We start from the raw sequence: 22,231 nt of genomic DNA on the forward strand, positions 1-22,231 counted from the left end.
TATTTTATTAAATTTTATCATCGCTTGAAATCATTGATTTTTCAACTAATTATTTTAATATGTTTTCCAGCAGATGTTGAAAATATTGTTGGATATTGTCATTTAATGGAATTGAAAAATGGTTGATATTTCTGTGGTATTGAAAGTCATTTGGTGGGTTTGTTTTCAGTCGAGCAGTTCAATCAGTTGCAGCCCTAATTCAGTACATTTATATAATCTTCCCTTTCTCACTTCTTCATTAATGCAGATGACCAAGTTTTGGTTTTTTAAATCAGATAATGCAGAAGATACCTGGCTTGTGTTAATATTTATGCCTCGAGCAATTTCCGAAGGCATTTTCAAGTCATCACCTATGAATTTTAAAGTGTTTTTTCTATAAGATGATATTTTAACATATCCGAGAAGTTCATATAATTTTGTTTCATCCATAGGTATACTATTAACAAATTAATTTTAAATCTTTATATATCACTTACATTTTTTTATACTTTTTTAGACATAAAATACTCATAATTTTAACGAAAACTTAAAAAAAGGATGATGGCAGAGGAAGATTTTGGGATGCTTAGGGTCTGATTGCATCCATAAATCTTTTTTTAATTGTAACAGGATCCAAATCAATTATTGGCGCTTTTGAGTTTCCAGGTTCCGTATCATAAACAATGAAACTTACATCATCACTTTCGATAATTTCACGTAGGTTGATGTCTTCAAATCTATGGCTGTTTTTAAATCCAACACTTTTGGCAATTTCACACAAGTCTATTGCTTGTGCGTAAGTGTCCTGATTTCCTGTTGAGCCATATGCTCCATTGTCTATGACAATCCAAGTCAAGTTTTTAGGATTATTTGCAAATATGGTTACAAGTGAACCCATGTTCATCAGAAGTGACCCGTCACCATCAATTACAACAACATTCCTGTCGGGACGTGCCAGGGCAAGTCCAAAACCGATTGATGAGGCAAGGCCCATTGAACCAATCATGTAAAAGTTTTCTGCCCTGTCCTTTATATCATACAGTTCTCTGGATGGGAATCCTATATTGCAAACAACAATTTCATCATCAATATAATTCATTATATCCTGAATAGCTTCTCTTCTTGCCATATTATCACCAGTAACTTATTTCCAATAGTATTGAAACAGGTTTTCCTTCTTCAATGGATAACTCCCATGAGTCAAAGACGGCTCCATATGCAGCTTCGGGATTTCCGGGTTTGAAGAATCTGAAGTCCATCGCCTCCAATATTCTTGGGGTTGACTCTCCCATTGGGACTTGTCCGCAAATGTTTTCACCTTCTGTCCCCCTATGGCTCATTATCATGATGAGGGGAAATTCATATAATTGTGTCAATGATTTGAGGGCATTAATCGAGTTTCCAAGTCCTGAATTTTGCATTAAAATGGCGGTTTTCTTACCTCCCAAATAAGCTCCGGCACATATTCCGATTCCCTCTTCTTCACGGGTTACCGGAATGTGGATTATTTCATCATCCTCATCAATCATGTTCAGTAATTTTGATAGGTTAACGCATGGAACGCTTACAATAAAATCAATTCCGGCATCTTTAAGCCCATTAAAAATAGCTTCACTACTGTCCATTGTATCACATCTAATTTTGAATATTACAATTATATAATTCATTATTTAAATAGCTATTTTGTCATTTAATATTATTATTCTTCAATCTTTTTTTAATTTGGATATCTAATAATTCAACATTTTAATTTATATTATTGTACATTTTCATACATTTGATTTAGATTATAGAAAACTTTTTATTTATCTTGATAGTAATATATAATCATGTTTGATAAACTACCGGTTTCTTCTAAAACTGAAAAGATTTTAACCAAATCATTGGACGAGCAAATTACAGTTGAAGAGGCAAATTATTTGATGAACATCAAAGGTGCAGATTTGTATCCTCTTCTTGCAACTGCCGATTATTTAAGAGATCAGATTGTTGGAAATAATGTTACTTTCATTAATAACTGCAACATTAACTTCACCAACATCTGTACAGTCCGATGTGGCTTCTGCGCATTTGGAAAAGATTCGGATGACCCTGAAGCTTATATCCTAAATGATGAACAGATTCTGACTAAAGCTAAAGGCGCTGTTGAAAAGGGAGCTCATGAGTTTTGTCTGATGGGCGGAGTGCTTGCAGATGCGGACATTGAATATTATGAGCATCTGCTTCAGCTACTGAAAGGGGAATATCCCGATGTAATGATTCATGGATTTTCACCTACAATGATTAAGGATGCATGCGATGTGTCCGGAATCGACATTGCTGAAGGATGCGAAAGGCTAAAAAGTGCAGGTCTTGACACCTTGCCGGGAACTGCCGCTGAGATTTTAACAGACCGATCAAGGGAACTGATTTGTCCTGAAAAGGTAAGTGTGGCTGAATGGATTGATATTGTAAAAACAGCCCATGAAGTTGGAATTCCGGGATCTGCCACAATAATGTATGGTCATGTGGAGACTTTAGAAGAAAGGGTAGAGCATATTGACATTATAAGAAATCTTCAGTTGGAAACTAATGGGTTTACCGAGTTCATTCCAATGACATTTATGCATGAGTACTCTCCAATTTTCCTGGAAGGTCAGAAAAACCTTGGAGCTACCGGAACTGAAGATTTGAAATTATACGCAGTATCCAGATTGATGCTTAGGGACTTGATTCCAAACATCCAGGTATCCTGGGTAAAAATGGGTTTCAGATTCGCTCAGGTATCACTTACAGCAGGTGCAAATGATTTGGGTGGAACTTTGGGGGGAGATGAACTCTCAGAAGCTTCAGGCGCTCCTGATGGAGTTGATGCATCAATTGAAACTCTTGGAAATATTGTAAGAAACCTTGGAAGAAATCCAATAGAGAGAAACTCAAAATATACGGAATTCTATCCGATTGATTAGGTGGGTCATGAAGAAATTTATTGTTATTGACGGACTTGACGGGTGCGGCAAGGACACCCAGGTTAATTTATTGGCTGAAGCATACAAAAGCCGTGGAAGGGATGTTACTGTCCGATCCCACCCATGCAATGACAACAAGTACGGTAGAAAATCAAAACAGGCACTTCTAAAGACAGGCAAATTCAATCATATTAAGGCCACAATCTATTTTGGTTTGGATGCAATCAGATCAGTTCAAATGTATTATTACAACAAGAATACGGATGTGCTGATATTTTCAAGATACACAATGGCTGTTGCATACCTTCCGAATATGGTTGATGTGATTGTTTATAAGATTGTTTCATTTGTTCTTCCAAAATCGGATTGCATGTTCTTTTTGGATGTGACTCCCGAAGAATCACTCAGACGTATCAAATCACGTAACGAACAAGAAGAAATGTTTGAAAATATCGATGCCCTTCAAAAGGTCCGTTCAAAAACAAGTAAAGTCACATATGAATGGAATGTTATTCCAGCTGATGATTCTCCACAAACAATTAGCAGTAAGATTATTGCAAAATGCATGGAATCTGATTAGCTATAACACTTCTTTTATCCCGTCGGTAGTAATTATCATCAGTGAATTAAGATTTTCCAGAACCATTGAAGCTATCGGGTGGGTTTGAATATCCTTGTGCATGAATATGATTTCATTATCGATTATGTCAATCCAGTTGACGTGATATATTACAATGCCGTTAACTATAAGTCCCAGGAATTGTGGAATGAATCTATTTTCATTAACTTCATCAAAAAACTGGCTTTTTCTCAATATTTCCCTTAATGCTGAATCCATATTTCATACCTTCCTTTCATAAACGAATTTCGGGACAGCTTTTGAGAAGGGATCAAAGGTTTCCCTGTTTTCGACTTCCATGCATTTCATGCTGACTTTGGAGTGCAGTGATGATGGGAGTCTTAAAATTCTTTTCAAATCTATTGTTACTTTGGCATCGATTGTTGCAAGGTTTACACGTGCCATCGCATTTACAAGGTTTTTATATCTTCTGGGGCCGATGTCCCTTTTGAAGTATCCCCAGTTATCGTTTTCAAGGTGATGCCTTGATGCCATGATGTCTTTCATAAGTTTCGGGTTTATTCCGTCCAGCTTTTCATTTCCGACAAGATGCTGTATGTTGAATTTAACTTTATCGGTGAATATTTTGGAATATCCTACTGGAATGGAGAAATGTTCAAAGTTAAAGGTTTGATTTGACACTTCAGGATTCATGAATTGGGATTTTGGAACTTCTGCACCTGCAACATATTTCAATACCTCTGATCTAAGTTCGCTGCCTGCAGTCATCATTTCCTCGTCAAGTATCCTGATGTGATAACCCCTTCCTGAATAGATTAAATGTATGTTTTTAAGACCCAAATCTGATTCCAAAGTATCTATTAACGAATTGACTATTTCTAAAGCTTCACCTAAGCATGTTTCGCACACGCTGTCGCATTGGCATGACCTGATTGGAATGTCCTTTGCATCAACATCAAAAATGTATTCTGCTTTTAACCAGTCTTCTCTTCTTCGGGGATTATTGTAGAACGCTACTGAGACATATGCTGCAAAGGGTGCTTTGTATCTTAGAAATTTTCTTAAGGATTCTTTTCCTTTAAAGACCTTATATCTGTCGTTTGGTCCGCTTCCATTATGGTCAAAACCGAATTCCCGTTTTCTGATATCGGTAGCTATGAAATCCGGCAGGTCTTTTTCGGACCATTCCTCTCTATAGTATTGCCTTCGCTCTTTTAGAGTAGCTTTAGAAAACATGATTATAAATTTATTTTTAAAGTATATATTATTTCTCAAAGTGCGCATTTGCACAAAAGTGTTGTTGTGTTTTTAAATATTATTAGATACATAATTAATTTCATGCATAAAAAATTGATTATGGTCATTATACTATTCATCGTTGCATTTTCAGCAATCTCATCTGCCGGTGCAACTGATTTTAATTCAACTGAAGATAAAATGGATTTTTCACAGGAAAATGCCATTCGTGAAATAAATAATCCTACTTTTGTTGATTTAAATCAAAGCATATCCAAAAATTCAACTGTAAATTTGGATGCTGATTATGAATATGACTCTCAAATCGACAGTGAATTGTATGAGGGCATAACTATTGACAGGGATCTTACAATCAACGCTAACAATCATGTGATTACTAGTAAAGGAGCACGTGCTTTCATCATAGCGGAAGGCTATAATGTAATCATCAATGATTTAAAAATTGTAAGCAACAAAAATAACTCCTTTTATTGTGGCGGAAGCATATATAATCTTGGAGATTTGACATTGAATAACTGTACAATCGTCAACAGTTCCGCCTCCGTATATGCGGGAGCAATTTATAATGGGGGCACACTTAAGATTTCCAACTCTCAGTTTAGTGATAATTCCATTGATGTGGTCAATAAAAGTTTATATGGTTGCGGTGGAGCCGTTTATAATTCGAATGTTTTGACTATTGAGGATTCATGGTTCACCATCAATGAGGCTGATTTTGGAGGAGCAATTGCAACATCAAAATCCTCAACATTATCAAATGTATTTTTTATGCAGAATAAGGCAAATTATTATGGCGGAGCTATTTATAACTATCCCAATTCATCATGCAGCGTGAAAAATTCCATTTTGCGCTACAATACTGCATATGCCGGTGGAGCATTATATGACTGTAATTCAAGTTCATGCTCATTTTCATCCAATGTAGCAGAAATAGGAAACAATATGGTCGGCGGAAATGCTTACACTTTAGCAAAATCAGCCAAATCCAATGATTATGTAAACATAAGTGCAGTCGTCGATGCGGGTAAGCCTAAAATTACAATTACTCAGACAGGTTCCCACAAAGGTGACAAATGGATATCCGTTAAACTTGTTGATGGGGACGGTGAACCTTTAATGGACAGGTCAATAGCCATCTACATCTACAAATCAGGTAATCTGAAGAAGGTTTACAAATATGATTATTTATGGAGCGATGAAAATGGGAAAGATTCACTCAGATTAAACCTTCCTGTTGGAAATTATGTTGTAAAGGCAGTATGGGAGGATGATAAATCCATTTTCACTACTTTAAATAATGTTAAAATTTCTAAAAAAGCGGTCATACTTAAAACTAAAAAATTGACAACAACATATTACTCATTTGACTATTTTGAAGTAAAAGTAATTGATTCCAATAAGAAAATAGTTAAGGGCGCAAAACTTAAGCTTAAAATCTACACAGGCAAAAAATATAAAACAGTCACTGTCACAAGTGATTTTGAAGGTATTGCAAGATATGATACTGGTTTAATGAGTGCTGGAGTTCATAAGGTTGTCATAAGTGTAGGAGGAGGTTTTTCAGCAAAAACTGTTACATCATATATAATAATGAAGCCTGAAAAATTAAAAATTACTACAAAGACCAATAACTGGTATGACTCATCACAGCTTGGTGTCTGCATTCATCTGAATAAGAATCTACGTTTCAATAATCTTAAAGTTCAACTGAAGGTCTTTACAGGAAATAAATATAAGACATACAATGTGGTTACAGGTTATTCAAAAATATATAAAAGCAAGGGAATATGTGGAATCCAGACAAATAAATTTTCTGCAGGCATTCATAAAGTCCTGATAACAATCAAAAGCCCTAATTTTATTGGCTCTGCAATTGCTTTTATCAACATAGCCAAATCCGCTAAATCTTATCAGCCATTTACCTATCTGATAACCAACGGCAACGGCAGATATGTGAAATGATTTTTATGAGGGTGTTATTTTGGAAGAGATTGTTGAAGTTATCGGCGTGGAACACCTAAAAACTGTTTTGTCAAGTTTAACTCCAGAAGAGATTGTCAAACCTGCATTTGACAATTGGATTTCATGTCAAAGGACAGGACATACTGTATTGAACCTGGAAAACGGTAAAGTTTACGGGTTGGGCATAGAATTTAACCAGTTGCCTTTGGCAGATGCAATTTATATAGAACTCTTTACAATTAAATCGACCGAAGATCCGATAGATGCAAGCGAACTGTTTTCCAGGGAGGAATATGAAGAATTTATGGAATTCAGCAGTGATGACCCTTGTGAATATATACCTGACATTATTACTGATTTTTGCGAAAAAAATGATATCAATGAATATGAGCGAAAAATCGGGCTTTTAGCATATAATTTTGAGAAAAATGAGCAAGCCAATTATAATATGTGGGAATCAGCTATTTTAAATAAGTATTATGATGCGATATATGAAGACCATAATCCATTTAAGTTTTCACAATCTTCATTGTAAAAAAAAATAAAAAAAGGGAAGAAAGCTTATGCAGCTTCTTCAAATTCTACTTTTTCACCAAGTATTCTTAATCCGATGAACATCACTACAACAGAGATTGGGATACAGATGTACCATGCGACTCCAAATCCTGCTGGGATGTAACCGAATACGATAGCAATAATTGCAACAAATATTGCATAGTAAATTTGTGTTTGAACGTGGTCAATGTGGTTACAGCTGGTACCCATACTTGACAGAATTGTTGTATCTGAAATCGGTGAACAATGGTCCCCGAAGATAGCACCGGTCAATACACCACTGGTACATACAATTACGAATCCCATATCCGGTGAAACAGCCCATGCGAGTGGGATTGTTAAAGGCATTAATATACTCATGGTACCGTAAGAAGTACCTGTTGCAAATGAGATCAATGCTCCCAATATAAAGATTAATGTTGGTAAAATCCAGAATGGAATTGTATCTTTCAGAATACCTACCAAGTAATCAGCAGTACCTACATCAGCGATTACTCCTCCTAAAGACCAAGCGAGCAATAAGATTACACCAGTGATTACGATGGTTTTCATACCGCCCACCCATTCACTGATAGCTTGTTCGATAGTCATTATTTTTTGGAGAACAGCCATTACGATAGCTACAATTGAAGCGAGTAATGCTGCTTGGAACAATGCAACGGATGCATCTGATTGAGATAATGCAGTGAATATACCGTTAAATGATAATGGGGAAGATTTCATAATTGCAATGAGTGCTTGGTCTTCTCCACCTAAGATAATGGTGTATCCGCTCCAGTAGAATGCAATAAGAGCACCAATAATCAATGTTCCGATTGGAATGATTGCATTCCAGACACTTAATTTAATTCCTTCAACCGGTTGCACTTCATCAAAACCAGGCGCTTCAAGAGTTTGAATAGGTTCTGATTCTTTTCTTGCACGTGCTTTCTGTTCTGCTTTTTTCATTGGTCCAAACTCGTATAATGTGAGTGCAGAAATTACAATGAATATTAAAATCAAAATGTTGTAAAACCTGAATGGAATAGTTTGTAAAAATATTCCAAATCCACTGACGTTCATTCCTATTGATTTGAAACCTTCAGCAATTAAACTGATTTCCAAACCAATCCAAGTAGAAATAATTGCTATACCTGCAACAGGAGCAGCAGTTGCGTCAACAACGAATGCTAATTTTTCTCTGGACACTTTGAGTTTGTCCATTACAGGTCTCATGATAGGACCTACGATTAATGAGTTAGCATAGTCGTCGAAGAATACACATAATCCTAAGAACCATGTGATAAGTTGAGCTTTTTTAGGTGTATCAGCACGTTTAGCCAATGAATCTGCCAAAGCTTTTGCTCCACCCATCTTGGTAACTAATTGGATAATACCACCGATAAGTAAACATTGAAGAATGATACCTGCATTCCAAGGATCTGCCATGGAACTGATTACTTGGCCTCCCAATGCTAAAAATGCGTTGATTGCACTTTCAATAATGTTTAAATTATTTACGGAAACCATGAATTCTCCAACGAAAACTCCAATAAACAGTGATAAAATTGTTTCTTTTGTAATAAATGCTAATATAATAGCTACAAGAGGAGGCAGTAATGTTAGCACTCCAAATCTTACTGCATTATCATCACTTGCAGGTGCTGAGGTGATTATTAAAGATAATACAAAAAGGGCTATTACAGAAACAGCAGTTATTATCCCAATTTTCATATTGTCGTTTATGTTCATAAATTCCACCATTTTCTAAAAAAATATTTTTTTAAAAATACTGTAATAAGTATAATTTAATTATTTAAATCATAAACAATTTTTAATTTTTATTAATAAAAATAAACAAATTTGATTCTCATTTTATTTTCTAAAAATTATGAATGTTGTTAATTTTTATTTTTAAGTCATAAAAATCATTTAAGACTAATTAAATCATAGTATATATTTTATATTTTATATTATAAAAAGTATTATTATTTAAATGGGGATTTGTCTGATTATATCCGCTTATTTGTTATTAACCTAATATGTAATCAAAAATATAAATTTTTTATAATAATTTAGTTGTATGTATAGATTAAATATAAATTTTTAATATATTATAATAAAAAAATAGTTTATTATTTTACAGTTTGATTTTGAATTTTATTCATTTTTTGCCTGGTTGTCAAGCTGATATTTCTTGCGCCCGTAACATGACAGAGGGTTATTGATTCCTTTGCATGATTTGTCCGGATGACATAACTGTGGCAGGTGAATTTTTATTTTCTCACAGCTCATCGGAGTGTACCATTTGGTTTCGCCCTCATGGTTTATGTCCACCTTGCTGTGCATTCCAAAGCCTAATTTTGAAATGATGTTGATTTTCTCCTGCGGCTGGTCATCAAATAACGGTGGACTGCAGTTGTCAGCGGCATCAAATATCAGAGGAAGTATTTCATTTTCTGTAATGGTTAAATCAGGATCCATGTCGGAAACTTTAACTGTCTCATCTGAAGCAAAAATTCTCGGATATAGGCGTGCATAGGATGCAAATGAGGTTAAAAGAAGAACGATTGCATCGTTACGTCCTCCTGAAGACACTCCTTCAACTGTTGATTTGATGCATGGCGGAAATGCATCAGGATTTAATTTTCCAGCTTGAACGCTACCATATATTCCACCGCTTCCTGCATAGTACTGGTTGTATTTGCTGATTTCATCAGGAATGAATTCCTTTAGTTGTTCGCCGATTTTGATAATTGCGGGGTGGATTTCAACGCGTGCTGACATTTCCTTTATTCTATTTATGTATTCTTCAGTTTTCTGCATTATGAGCCTGGACAATATTTGCTCCTTGACGCTGTCTCCGATTAAAATATTATACATTCTATCTGGATTTCTGTCGTGGAACTTGTCGGAAAATCTCTGTGAAAAGTCTTCGGATTGAAGAATGATGTCTCCGTTGTCAATCAGCAGGTCAGTCAGTTTGAGTTTTTTGGATGATATGACATCTTTTAGGGAGCTCCATCTGATGGCGCCGTCAGTTTTCACTTCATCCAAAACTTCATCTATTATGTCAGCCCTTGCCATAGGAGGAATCTTAGATAGTCTTTCCTGAATTAAAATTCCCTGAGACTCAATAAAAAGCCTTGTTTCACGTGACCCCACGTTAAATTGAATTGCTATTGCCTGACATAGGATGTGATAGACGACGACATCCTGCATAAACAATTCGCTGTTGGTCAGGTATTCGAATTCTGCCTGTGTAAAATTTTTGTTGTTCTTTTTTTCTATAGCCCATTGAATACGTTTCATCGCATAATCATTAAATGATTTGGGAATCAGGGAATCATCTGAAATCCTTTGGTTGGTTGTATGGGTGATTTCTTCGATTAAATTTTCATCTTCTTCAAATATCTGATTCAAATCTCCATATTCACGAATTATCTGTCTTCCTTCATTTGACAATGGGTTTATATATGAAACTTCAGCCATGTTTTTAACTTTTTACTTTATCTTTTAAAAAGCTAACTTATTTTTTAAATCAATATTTACTTTAATTTGCAAGGAAATAACACTGTTAAAAATAATAATTTATTATATAGTAATGACATAATTATATCATGTTTAAAATAAATAAGGGGAAAAGATAAATGTCTAAAATTTTTATTTCATGTGCACTTCCTTATGCAAATGGACCATGTCATTTAGGCCATATCCGTTCTACATATTTGCCGGCGGATATTTACGCAAGGTACAATAGGATGGCTGGTAATGATGTACTGATGGTTTGCGCTACAGATGAGCATGGAACTCCAATTGCAGTAAAGGCTGATAAGGAAAATAAAAAACCGATTGAAATTTCTAAACGATATCATGATATGATTGTCCGTGATGTGGAATCAATGAACATATCTCTGGATAACTTTACAAGAACAACTGATGAAAAACATTACATGATAGCTAAAGACTTCTTTAAGGATTTATACGATAAGGGATTCATTTACAGGGAAGATATCCAACAGTTATACTGTCCGAACTGTAATAAATTCTTGCCTGACAGGTATGTTGAAGGATTATGTCCGGTTTGCGGATCCGAAGCTAGAGGAGACCACTGTGAAAAATGTGGAAAAGCCCTTGATCCTACAGAACTTGACGAACCTCACTGCATTACATGCGGTACAACTCCAATAATTAAGGACACCTTCCAATATGCATTCAAACTGTCCGAATTTGAGGATGACCTTAAGGAATACATTTCTTCAAATGAAAACCTTCCGGCAAATGTTAAAAACTATGCATCCAACTGGCTTAAAGAAGGACTGAACGATTGGATTTTAACAAGAGATATGGATTGGGGTATCCCGGTACCTCTGGATGAGGCTAAAGGCAAAGTATTGTACGTTTGGATTGAAGCATTCCTTGGTTATATATCATCAGCTTCACAATGGTCAGAGCAATCCGGCAGGAAATGGGAGGAATATTGGAATGACTTTGCAGTTCATTTCATCGGAAAGGATATCATTTACCACCATTCAATATTCTGGCCGGGTTTACTGAAGGCATACGGCTGTAAATTGCCTGACATGATTTATGCCGGTGAATTCCTGTCTCTTGAAGGAGAAAAAATGTCTACAAGTAAAAATTGGGTCATCTGGATATCCGATTTTGTAAAGGACTATGACCCTGATTTGCTTAGATATTACTTGACAATCAATGCTCCTTTAAATAAGGATTCAGACTTCTCATGGGATGATTTCCAAAGAAGAAACAATGATGAACTGGCAGACGTAATCGGAAACTTCCTGCACAGAACATTCACTTTTACCCACAAGTTCTTTGACGGCAAAATACCGGAGTATAAAAATCCGTCCGCCGAAGACATTGAATTTGAAAATGCAATCAAAGCGCTGCCGGCTTCCGTTGGAGAGTTAATTTCCCAATTTGAATTCAGGGAAGGTTTGCTTGAAATATTCAAGGTGGCCAAAAAGGGAAACAAATATTTCAATGACGCAGAACCATGGAAAGCCGTTAAGGAAGATATGCAAAAAGCTGCAAACTGCCTATACTTATCCAATCAGTTAGCTAAAACATTGGCATTCACCCTTAAACCATATCTGCCAACCAAAGCTGATGCAATAGCTGAAATCATGAACTTGGAAAACATAAGTGAATGGAAGGATGCATCAGTCTTTTTAGAGGAAGGGCATGAAATAAATAAAGCTAAACCATTATTCAAAAAGATTGAAGATAAGGTAATTGAAGCGGAAAAAGCAAAATTACAGGAAAATTTAAAACAAAGTAGTGAGGATGAAAACATGAGTGATTTAATCAGTATAGATGATTTTGATGAAGTTGTAATTAAAATAGGTCAGGTAAAAGAAGCGGAAAAAATTGAAAAATCAGACAAGTTATTGAAATTGCAGGTTGATATCGGAGAAGAAAAACCAAGGCAAATCGTTGCGGGTCTTGCAAAATTCTACTCCCCTGAAGAATTGGTCGACAGAAAAGTATGTGTTGTAGCCAACCTTCAACCAGCTAAACTATTCGGAACACTGTCTGAAGGAATGATTTTGGCAACAGGAGAAAGCGGTGCATTGTTATCTCCTGATGAAAATGCCGAAATCGGCGAGAGAATTCAATAAAATTTGATTAATATGGAAGAATCTGTCCTGGTAAACAAGGCTGAAAAATACCTAAAAGAAATATCAAATGATTCAATCAGTTTGAATAATATTGATGATTTTGATAATTTCAAAAGTCTTTACTTTAAGCTAGATGACAGATTAAACCATTTACAGAACTTGAAAGATGATATGGATGCTCAGGGATACACAACTCCTTTTACATCCCTAAGCCGTTACGGAACCAAATCGGTGGCAGAAGTAACTCTCGATGAAGTTGGCGAAAACAGTCGTCACAATCAGATATTCAGAATGAAAGCCAACGCTAAAAAGAATATTCTGGACCGGGTCAAATCAGCCATCGACTCTCATAAAATTGCCCTTGGACACCTTAAGCAATTTGGATATGTAAAATGTAATTCTTGTTATAAGAAATATTCAATTGACGAATATAAAAAGAACAAAGCCCAATGCAGTTGCGGATGCAAATCATTCACCTTTAAAATAAATAAGGAAACAACCCATAGGATTGAAATAATACCTTTCCTACCTCTTTCCGGAAATTATATGGTATTGATGAGTCAGTTTTCCAATTATGGAAGGGAAGCTCTCAAAAAAGTATTGTCTATCTTAAAGCAGGAACGTAAAGGTGTCGTAAAAACCATTTCGCTTGTCATAAGATTCAAGGATGAAAATAATCGTCTTGTTCGCAAAAACATCACGATGGATTCGGAATATGTGAATAATTATGAAGAAGAAGTAAGGAAGAGATACGGGCCAAGAGTAAGAATTGAAGCCTTGAGGTTTCACAGAACCAAACCTGCTATTATTGATGATAAACATGCAAGAACCGCTTTGGCAATTGCATATGTAAGATACTGTGAGCAGATTATTTTAAACATTAAAGACGACATTTTAAAAAGGCGTTTATCTGATTTTAAAAGAATTAAAAATTATGATGAAACAATCCATGAATTTGAAAATCAGACACCTGATTTCATTGACAAATATGATGTGGATGCAATCGAAGCATGGAGAGAGTCAAAAATCAATGAAAAGCTCAGAAATTATAACTATCTTGACCGTTTTGGAAATATGATAAGGCCTCTTAAAAGGGATTTGAAAGTAAGAGACAATATATACAAGAATTCATTCGTCAATATTGCATCTGCCCTGATAATGTGGGATATTTTCAGATATTACCTAACAACATCAAACAACTCCAGAAAAATAGAAAGCGGACCATTTCCTTACATACGTGTTGAACTTGACAGGGAACAGCGTAAGGTTTTTCAAACCACCTATACAAAGGTAATTGATATCTTAAATGATTTTACAGACATCAAGATTATTCCGGTTTATGAAATGGATTTGCTTTTATATGAAAAGTTCAAATTTGAAAAGCAAATCAAAAATTCGAATATCAAATTCAACCACGTTGCACTGGGCGCCGGATTGATACATGAAAATTCGGATATTGAACTGGAGGACATAAGCAACGCATTCAATATCAACGAATCAAAAATTAAAAAAGAAATAAAAAATATCAATCACATTAAAAATCCTAAATCCGATAAATCCAAGAAATTCCTTGATTTGATTAAAAAATAGTGATAATATGGACGAAAATGTAACAACAATTCATATAACTGAAGTATTGTCATCCTCATTAATCATGGATTTGATGGATGAGTATCCCAACTTAAGTGAGATTACATGTTCTCCAAGCGTGTATGATAGAACTTCAAAAAAGTATATTGATGCGCTAAATCAGTTGGACATTGAAGTTAAAAAGAAATATAACTGGGGTGCCAAAAGCAGGACAAACGGTGAAGAGAAAATAGTTTTGGATTTGGCCAAAAAAGGATATACAGCACGTGAAATATCTGAAAAATTAAATATAAAACTTAATCGTGTTTATTATTTACTTAGAAAAAATAAGGATAACGTTAAATTTGATGATTATAAAAGAAAATATGATTACAGTGATGTTAAATCCCTAAAAGATGAGGGATTAACAGCCAAAGAAATATCAGAAAATTTGGATATTCCTCTTAGAACTGTCTATTATATTTTAAACAAGAAGTGATATTATGTTGATTCTTCCACAACTTCCATTGTATGTAATCGCAATAATCTGTGGGTTACTTTCTTTTTTCGTAACCAGATTATCAATGCCGAGAATTATTAGAAAACTGGAAAAGGCAGATATTGTTGGAAAGGATATCCATAAATCCTGGAAGCCGATTGTAGCTGAAATGGGTGGATTCGGTATTCTATTCGGATTTATTATCGGAATGTTTTCCGGAATATATATGCATGACCTTCTGGCATTTCAATTAGTTATTGTATTGGTGGTAATTCTGCTTGTTGGTATTATTGGTATAGTCGATGATCTGCTTGCATTATCATCAAAAGAGAAATTTTTCTTATTGTTCCTTGCGGGCCTTCCATTAATATGGGCAGCACCACCTAATGTGGGATTATTATATCTGATTACAATTCCTATTGCTCTTTCAATAGGGTCTAATTTGACAAACATGCTTGCTGGTTTAAACGGAATCGAATCCGGTTTGGGTGTTATTTCAATGGCTTCACTAACAATAGCATGCATAATTTTAGGAAAATATGACGTAACAATAATATCCATGAGCATGCTGGGAGCATTGATTGCATTTCTATACTTCAACAGATATCCTGCACAGATTTTCCCAGGAGATACTGGAACACTTATTATCGGAGCGGCAATCGTATCCATTGCATTCATCGGACGTGTAAAATTAATTGCATTTATCGTGCTGATGCCGAACATTATTGATGCCGCATTGAAGTTCTACTCTGCAGGTGTAATGAACCGTTCCCAACAAAAGCCAACACAATTAAACGATGAAGGAAAATTGGTAAGACCTGAAACAGGTTTTAAATCTTTGATTAGATTAATCCTAAGAAAACCGATTGCAGAAAAAGATGCAGTAAAAATAATATGGGTCATAGGCATAGTATTTGGCCTACTTGGTATAATTGTGGCATTGATGATGCCTGGAATGCTTGAAAACAAAACATTAATGAACTTTTTACAGATAAAAGAGATGTTTTATCATATCGGGTGATATAATGAAACCTTATGTAATATTAAGTGCAGCCATGACATTGGATGGTAAAATAGCAACTGAAACTGGAAGTTCAAATATATCTGGAAAAAAAGATCTTGAAAGGGTTCATGAGCTTAGAAAAGAATGTGATGCAATAATGGTTGGAATTGGAACTGTGCTTGCTGATGATCCAAGACTGACAGTTCATAAAATTGACGCTGATCCTGAAGACAATCCTATAAGGGTTGTTGTGGACAGCAAATGCAGAACTCCTATTGCGGCAAGAATCACCAACAAAGATGCAAAAACATTCATTGCAGGTGCAAATGAATATAAATATGATTTCTTGGTTTCTGATAGGTATGATGTTTTTTCAAAAAGAGGAGTCAAATTCTTCTGGAGCGGAGACAAAAGGGTTGATCTGGTTGCGCTGATGAATTACTTGCATGAGGAAGGAATCAGGAAACTAATGCTTGAAGGGGGAGCCACATTGAACTTTTCAATGATAAAAGCAGGACTTATTGATGAGATAAGGTTATGTGTTGCGCCGATGGTGGCCGGTGGAGCAAATGCAAAAACACTGTTTGATGGTGAAGGTTTTCCTCTGATGGATTTGGCCGTCAGATTGGAACTTGTTGATTCATATAGTTTGGATAAAGATTTGATTTTAACATATAAAGTGTTAAAATAATTCTTTTCTTTTTTTTACAAATCAAAACAATCCGCTAAATCCCATGTTTTTACATATGCAGTATCTGCATAAAGATCTTTCATCATGAATATACTTCATGCGGCCTTTGCAGTAATAGTCTCCATTAAAATAATAGATTTCATCATTTTTATCTTCGCTGAAGGGGTGAAGTGGTTTTTTTGCTATAAGTACCAAATATAGTGAAATGTTTTCGGTGAATCGTTTGGTTTGCTCATCATCAGGACAGTACCTGTCAAAATAAAATCCAATATCACTCCTGATACTTTTAATAATTTCATCTTTTATTTCAAAATCATCTAAAATGACTGTCTCATATATATCATCATATGTAGATGTGTTATATTTTGCAAGTTTTTTAGTAAGGGGGTCTTTGTATCTCTCATCACTTACTTTGTTTCTCAAATAATCGATGGGATAACTTTCCAGATTTTTTCGGATAATCCTTAAGAGTTCGGATGCTTTCATAAGATTCCTTTACTTTTTAAAAGTTCACGGGGATTGTCAACAATGGCCTTCATAGCTTCATCATGTGATAAACCTGCACCTAAAGCTATCTGATATGATTTTTCAAAGGTAATGATATTGTCCGGTGAGTGGGTATCCGTATTAACTAAAAGTTTGTTTCCAACTTCACGCGCTACATTTGCAACATGACCGTTTCCAAGGCAATGTCCCTTACGTGCTGAAATCTCAAGATAGATGTCATTTTCTTTTGCAAGTTCCGCTTCTTCAACGGTTATTAAACCAGGATGGCCTAAGATATCAATATGTTCGGATTCAACTGCTGCCCTATTGGTTCCGGGAGTTACAGGTTCATTCAATGTTTCCCCATGAACCACTATGATTTTTGCTCCCAGCTCTTTTGCTCGTGCAGCAATACTGTCAATTGACTCGCAAGGTGCATGTGTGACTTCAGCGCCCAGAACAACTGTGATGTCCCAATTGGCATTTATGTCATCAATGGCATCCTGAATTGCAGGAATTGTATCGACATTTGACCAATCAACATGGTCGGTAATGGCTATTGCTTCATGATTTAATTTTAAAGCTCTTCTTGCAAGTTCGGAAGGCAATAGTTCTCCATCGCTGAATAAGCTGTGCATATGTAAATCGATTCTTTTTGACAAAATATAACCTCTTTTAATTAAATATAATATTATATATACTACATTTAATATAAATTTATATAACTTAAATATTTAAGAGGTTAATAAAATGAAGGCTAAGGCTTTTAAAATAACAGATGGCGTGTACTGGGTAGGAGTTATCCACTGGAACAGCAGAACTTTTCATGGATACGGAATTCCTGGAACCACATACAATGCTTATTTAGTATTTGGTGAAGAAAAAACAGTATTGATTGACAATGCTTATGTTGGACTGCAAGACCAGTTGGATGCAAGAATTGCCGATGCATTCGAACAGGAAGGAAAAGAAATTAAGATTGATGTATTTGTCCAAAACCACTCTGAAATGGATCATTCCACCTATTTGAGAGACACAATCAATAAATATAATCCTGAAGCTGAGATATATGCGTCCGCTAACTGTATCAAATTCCTGGAAGCTCAATATCACAACTTTTCAGATTTGGAAATCAATGCTGTTCAGACCGGCGATGAAATTGACATTGGCGGAAGAACTTTGGCATTTGTTTCAGCTCCGATGCTGCACTGGCCCGACAGCATGTTCACTTTCTTGAAAGAGGAAGGTATTCTATTCTCAAACGATGCATTCGGTCAGCATGTATGTCATTCCAAAAGATTCGATAAGGATTACTCACTAGATTACTTGCTTAGGGAAGCACAGAAGTATTATGCTAACCTAGTAACATTAGGTTCTCCAATGCTTAGAATGAAATTGCAGGAATTAACAGACAATGGTCTAATCAATGAAATCAAAATGATTGCACCATGTCACGGTCAAATCTGGACAAATCCTGGACCTATCGTTGAAAAATATACTGAATGGGGATCAGGAGTCTGCAAAGATAAAATTACAGTAATATATGACACAATGCACCACTCAACTGAAAAATTAGCCTATCAGATTGCTGAAGGTATTATGAGTGAAGGTGTGGAAGTTGAAATGTACTTTATGCAGGAAGACGGGCCTGATGATGTAATTACTGACATTTTGGACTCTAAAGCTATTGCCCTTGGTGCCCCTACAATGATGAACAAGCCGTTCCCAAGAATAGGTAACATGATGTACTGGCTGGATTGTGTTAACTTTAAAGGAACAGGCAGTGAAAAAAACGCTTTAATATTCTCATCTAAAGGATGGGGTGGAGGAGCTATTAAAAAACTCCAGGATGAATTGGAAACTGCTGGGTTCACTGTAACTGACACTTTGGACGTATTGTTTGTACCTGATGAGGATGTTCTTGCTGAAGCATTTGAAAAAGGTGCAGAACTCGCTAGATCTATAAAAGAATAGATTTAGCCATTTTTATTATTTTTTTAAATTTTCAATTGTTGCAATAAACAACATTTAAATAATAGTTTTAAGATAATATTATGCAGGAGGTTAGTTGTCATGTCTGATTTGGTTATTTATTTTTCAAGAAGTGGTGAAAACTACTTTGGAGGAGTGCTTAAAAACATTGAAAAGGGAAACACTGAAGTGATAGCCGAGTATATTCAGGAATTCACAGGCGCTGATTTATTTAAAGTTGAACCTGCGATTGAATATCCTCTGGATTACATGGAGTGTATAGATGTTGCTAAAAAAGAGCAGCAAAATGACGCAAGACCTGAAATCAAAGAAACATTGGAAGATATCTCAGCCTATGATACAATCTATATTGGTTTTCCAAACTGGTGGGGAACACTGCCAATGCCGATGTTCACACAACTTGAAAGCTTGGATTTCACAGGTAAAGTCGTAAAGGCTTTTGTAACCCATGAAGGGTCTGGCTTTGGAAGCAGTAAAAAAGATATCGCAAAACTCTGCTTGGGAGCTGAAATTAAAAATGGTCTTTCCATTCCCGGCGCTGACGTATACGATGTAAAGGATACGGTTAAAGCATGGGTTGATGAATGATACTTATTAATTTTTAATCTTAAAAATGTGAGAATGCCCCAACTTCTTAAGTTGGGGATGAATCGCAAGTTTGGGTGTAATACTGCAAATATGTATTTTTAACTGGATTAAGTTATATCTTTTTTAACATTCGGCAGAAAAATTGTTGATAAATGAAAAATAATTTAAATATTTTTATATATTTTTATTTTTTAAAAATATCAAATTTTGAATATATTTTAATATATTACTGAATATTAAATTTATGATGATTTTATTAAACATTTTTCAAATAAATATTAAATTATTAATTATATTTTACTAATTCATAACTTTTTTTAGCTTTTTTAATTAAATTATCTCTGTCATGATTTAGAAATATTTATATCTTATGTATTAAAAAGATGTAACTACGGAATATGAATTCATGTTAAGAAAATATTCCTGAAAATTTAAATAATATAATATTATGTTTATTGAGTTAGAACAAATCTTATATTAAAATACTTAAATCAAATTTCGTTAAATTCAATTTTAACTAATATGATTGGTATTTTTTGGCTTAGTGTTTTAATTGATGAGTATAATTAATTCCATTAGTTATATTTCGTTTTTAAAAGCATAATAATAGTTAGGTTATATTATTTGTATAGGTTTTAATTAACTGAAATAAATTTAAAAATATATTATTAAATTTAGTGATTTGATTTAGTTTATGTATATTGATTTGGTCTCTCGATTTGAGGGAAATAATGAAATGTAATAAACTGAAGATTTTATTGGTATTTTTAATACTAATAATGTCTATTGGGATGGTTTCAGCAACTGAAAGTGTTTCAACAGACGCAGATGTAAATAATGGGAATGAACAATTAACTATAGATCAAGTAAATGATGTTGACATTGTAAGCGATAGTAGTTCTACTGCTACATTCGTTGATTTGAAAAATGATATTGATAATGCTCAAGACGGTATTGTAACTTTAACTAAAGACTATAAATATGATTATAGTGATGGAAGTTCATTGAGAAATGGTATTTCTGTTTCAAGACTAACAATTAATGGAAATAACCATACTATCGATGGAAGCGGAATTGCTAGAATCTTCACAATATATGGTGGACAGGTAACTTTAAATGATATAAACTTTGTAAACGGACATTCTACCTCCGAGTCCAATGGGGGAGCTATCCTTATAACTTCAGGTAACTTGACAGTCAATCGTTGTACATTTGAGAAAAATACTGCTTACAATCATGGTGGAGGTATTGGAGTATCACTTATCACAGGTTCCAGTGTAGTGAAAGTCTATGACTCTACATTTGACAAAAATACGGCAGAATTTAATGGTGGATCTATATATGCAAGGAACTTAATTGTTGACAATTCAATCTTTGATTCCAATCGGGTTCTGGCAAGATATTCTAAAAATCACTTGCAGCTTGAAGAAAAGGGATTGGGCGGAGCAATATTTGCCGCATATTCAACAATAAGCAATTCGGAATTTAAGAATAATAGAGTATTCAACCCTGGCGAATATCAAATTGACGAGGGTGGAGGAGCAATCGCATCCACAAACCAGCTGACGGTTAGAAATTCAATATTTGAAAACAATATCGGATTTAAGGGTGGGGCAATATTTGCTATATCTCAATATGACAGTGCTTTAGTTCCTTCAAACTTTGTGAAAGTATATGACTCAAAATTCATTGCTAACACCGCATACAGTGCGGGGGCGATTTGTTCAAACTTCAACGTTACGGTAGACAATTCCGTATTCGATAAGAACAATGCTTCCGGATACGGTGGTGGAGCTATCAATACGGGATTTAAAAGTAATAATAACTATTTCACAAATTCCAACTTCACAAACAATGAAGCTCTGAATTACGGTGGTGCTTTATCTACAAGTAACTCACATATTGACAATTGTATATTTGACAGTAATAAGGCAAGACACGGTGGAGCAATATTTTCATTAAGTTTCGATGTATCAAATTCCAAATTCATCAATAATGTAGCGACTGAAGGTAAAAACATTATAGTTATCGATGGTTATACAAAAGATTCAAAAACTAAAATATCAGATAGCGATGTCGTAGTTTATAATCAGAACAAGGTTTCCGATTTCATCAAGGACATTCTTGATGGCAATTCTCGTGATACTCACTACATTCCAACTGGGGAGTATGCGGGCTATCAGATTTATTGTGTAGAAGAACATTTATTCCGTCCTGAAAATACCGAGGGAGTAATTATCGGAGATTTGTCATATATTGTTAATTCAATCGATAGATCATCAGTAGAAGATTACTTGAGGGTAATGTTCTACTTACTGGATGCATATCCTGAGAATTATACTGAGTATACAGAAAGGGATATTCAAACTGTTACTTGGATATTCACTGATGGGGATTATCTTAACTCAAGAGACAAACTCGTCAGAAATGTTTTAAATTGGTATAATAATCATTATGCTGAAATGAACATGACCAACAGCTCATATACCCTGCCGGATGGT

General features: G+C 34.8%; 21 protein-coding genes. 12 read left to right on the forward strand and 9 right to left on the reverse strand.

Annotation, left to right across the window (positions count from 1 at the left end):
- Window positions 1–165: 165 nt before the first annotated feature.
- The 3 genes from Q4Q55_RS03500 to comD form a co-directional block, all read right to left on the reverse strand.
- Entirely contained in the window at window positions 166–429 is a 264-nt protein-coding gene (locus Q4Q55_RS03500; RefSeq protein WP_303371433.1) for a MarR family transcriptional regulator, read from the reverse strand.
- A 136-nt stretch (window positions 430–565) separates the two neighbouring features.
- Window positions 566–1,108: a sulfopyruvate decarboxylase subunit beta gene (comE, locus tag Q4Q55_RS03505; protein ID WP_303371434.1), complete on the reverse strand. Its 543-nt coding sequence runs from the start codon at window positions 1,106–1,108 to the stop codon at window positions 566–568.
- 4 nt (window positions 1,109–1,112) lie between these two features.
- Window positions 1,113–1,604, reverse strand: coding sequence for a sulfopyruvate decarboxylase subunit alpha (gene comD / locus Q4Q55_RS03510; RefSeq protein ID WP_303371435.1), 492 nt, complete (start codon window positions 1,602–1,604; stop codon window positions 1,113–1,115).
- A gap of 204 nt (window positions 1,605–1,808) precedes the next feature.
- Between comD and cofH the strand changes: the two genes are divergently transcribed.
- Entirely contained in the window at window positions 1,809–2,927 is a 1,119-nt protein-coding gene (cofH, locus tag Q4Q55_RS03515; RefSeq protein WP_303371436.1) for a 5-amino-6-(D-ribitylamino)uracil--L-tyrosine 4-hydroxyphenyl transferase CofH, read from the forward strand.
- Between the two features lie 7 nt (window positions 2,928–2,934).
- Window positions 2,935–3,507, forward strand: a complete 573-nt coding sequence (locus Q4Q55_RS03520; RefSeq protein ID WP_303371437.1) for a deoxynucleoside kinase — start codon at window positions 2,935–2,937, stop codon at window positions 3,505–3,507.
- Here the strand turns inward: Q4Q55_RS03520 and Q4Q55_RS03525 are convergent, their stop codons facing one another.
- Window positions 3,508–3,765 carry a hypothetical protein gene (locus tag Q4Q55_RS03525; protein ID WP_303371438.1) on the reverse strand — a complete coding sequence of 86 codons (258 nt, stop codon included), beginning with the start codon at window positions 3,763–3,765 and terminating at the stop codon, window positions 3,508–3,510.
- 3 nt (window positions 3,766–3,768) lie between these two features.
- On the reverse strand, window positions 3,769–4,743 hold the full coding sequence (priS, locus tag Q4Q55_RS03530) for a DNA primase catalytic subunit PriS (protein ID WP_303371439.1): 975 nt from the start codon (window positions 4,741–4,743) through the stop codon (window positions 3,769–3,771).
- Window positions 4,744–4,845: 102 nt separating this feature from the next.
- Here priS and Q4Q55_RS03535 point away from each other — a divergent pair, with 102 nt between their 5' ends.
- Together Q4Q55_RS03535 and Q4Q55_RS03540 are read left to right on the forward strand one after the other, a co-directional pair.
- Window positions 4,846–6,726 carry a hypothetical protein gene (locus tag Q4Q55_RS03535; protein WP_303371440.1) on the forward strand — a complete coding sequence of 627 codons (1,881 nt, stop codon included), beginning with the start codon at window positions 4,846–4,848 and terminating at the stop codon, window positions 6,724–6,726.
- 19 nt (window positions 6,727–6,745) lie between these two features.
- Complete coding sequence (locus Q4Q55_RS03540; protein ID WP_303371441.1) at window positions 6,746–7,261, forward strand: hypothetical protein; 516 nt, start codon at window positions 6,746–6,748, stop codon at window positions 7,259–7,261.
- Between the two features lie 26 nt (window positions 7,262–7,287).
- On the opposite strand, the gene Q4Q55_RS03545 is transcribed toward Q4Q55_RS03540, so the two are convergent.
- Both Q4Q55_RS03545 and priL read right to left on the reverse strand, forming a co-directional pair.
- Entirely contained in the window at window positions 7,288–9,012 is a 1,725-nt protein-coding gene (locus Q4Q55_RS03545) for a Na+/H+ antiporter NhaC family protein (protein ID WP_303371442.1), read from the reverse strand.
- Between the two features lie 408 nt (window positions 9,013–9,420).
- Window positions 9,421–10,752, reverse strand: a complete 1,332-nt coding sequence (priL, locus tag Q4Q55_RS03550; RefSeq protein WP_303371443.1) for a DNA primase large subunit PriL — start codon at window positions 10,750–10,752, stop codon at window positions 9,421–9,423.
- Window positions 10,753–10,910: 158 nt separating this feature from the next.
- On the opposite strand from priL, the gene metG reads away from it, so the two are divergent.
- From metG to Q4Q55_RS03575, 5 genes are read left to right on the forward strand one after another with little or no spacing between them, the layout of a single operon-like run.
- Window positions 10,911–12,902 (forward strand): methionine--tRNA ligase, encoded by a 1,992-nt coding sequence (metG, locus tag Q4Q55_RS03555; protein WP_303371444.1) that lies wholly within the window; start codon window positions 10,911–10,913, stop codon window positions 12,900–12,902.
- A 12-nt stretch (window positions 12,903–12,914) separates the two neighbouring features.
- Window positions 12,915–14,492 (forward strand): DUF530 domain-containing protein, encoded by a 1,578-nt coding sequence (locus Q4Q55_RS03560; RefSeq protein ID WP_303371445.1) that lies wholly within the window; start codon window positions 12,915–12,917, stop codon window positions 14,490–14,492.
- 7 nt (window positions 14,493–14,499) lie between these two features.
- On the forward strand, window positions 14,500–14,970 hold the full coding sequence (locus Q4Q55_RS03565; protein ID WP_303371446.1) for a hypothetical protein: 471 nt from the start codon (window positions 14,500–14,502) through the stop codon (window positions 14,968–14,970).
- A 4-nt stretch (window positions 14,971–14,974) separates the two neighbouring features.
- Window positions 14,975–15,991: a glycosyltransferase 4 family protein gene (locus Q4Q55_RS03570; RefSeq protein ID WP_303371447.1), complete on the forward strand. Its 1,017-nt coding sequence runs from the start codon at window positions 14,975–14,977 to the stop codon at window positions 15,989–15,991.
- Window positions 15,992–15,995: 4 nt separating this feature from the next.
- Window positions 15,996–16,664 (forward strand): 2,5-diamino-6-(ribosylamino)-4(3H)-pyrimidinone 5'-phosphate reductase, encoded by a 669-nt coding sequence (locus Q4Q55_RS03575; RefSeq protein WP_303371448.1) that lies wholly within the window; start codon window positions 15,996–15,998, stop codon window positions 16,662–16,664.
- A 21-nt stretch (window positions 16,665–16,685) separates the two neighbouring features.
- Here the strand turns inward: Q4Q55_RS03575 and Q4Q55_RS03580 are convergent, their stop codons facing one another.
- Both Q4Q55_RS03580 and Q4Q55_RS03585 read right to left on the reverse strand, forming a co-directional pair.
- On the reverse strand, window positions 16,686–17,150 hold the full coding sequence (locus tag Q4Q55_RS03580) for a DUF2115 family protein (protein ID WP_303371449.1): 465 nt from the start codon (window positions 17,148–17,150) through the stop codon (window positions 16,686–16,688).
- Window positions 17,147–17,812 carry a histidinol phosphate phosphatase domain-containing protein gene (locus Q4Q55_RS03585; protein WP_303371450.1) on the reverse strand — a complete coding sequence of 222 codons (666 nt, stop codon included), beginning with the start codon at window positions 17,810–17,812 and terminating at the stop codon, window positions 17,147–17,149. The genes Q4Q55_RS03580 and Q4Q55_RS03585 overlap by 4 nt, the downstream gene beginning before the upstream one ends.
- An 88-nt stretch (window positions 17,813–17,900) precedes the next feature.
- Here Q4Q55_RS03585 and Q4Q55_RS03590 point away from each other — a divergent pair, with 88 nt between their 5' ends.
- The 3 genes from Q4Q55_RS03590 to Q4Q55_RS03600 all read left to right on the forward strand — a co-directional run.
- Entirely contained in the window at window positions 17,901–19,124 is a 1,224-nt protein-coding gene (locus Q4Q55_RS03590) for an FprA family A-type flavoprotein (protein ID WP_303371451.1), read from the forward strand.
- Window positions 19,125–19,223: 99 nt separating this feature from the next.
- The gene (locus Q4Q55_RS03595) at window positions 19,224–19,730 is read left to right on the forward strand and encodes a flavodoxin (protein WP_303371452.1); all 507 of its coding nucleotides are present in this window, start codon (window positions 19,224–19,226) and stop codon (window positions 19,728–19,730) included.
- A 731-nt stretch (window positions 19,731–20,461) separates the two neighbouring features.
- A partial coding sequence (locus tag Q4Q55_RS03600; protein WP_303371453.1) for a hypothetical protein occupies window positions 20,462–22,231 on the forward strand: 1,770 nt, incomplete at its 3' end.

Source organism: Methanobrevibacter sp. (genome assembly GCF_030539555.1).
GTDB lineage: Archaea > Methanobacteriota > Methanobacteria > Methanobacteriales > Methanobacteriaceae > Methanocatella.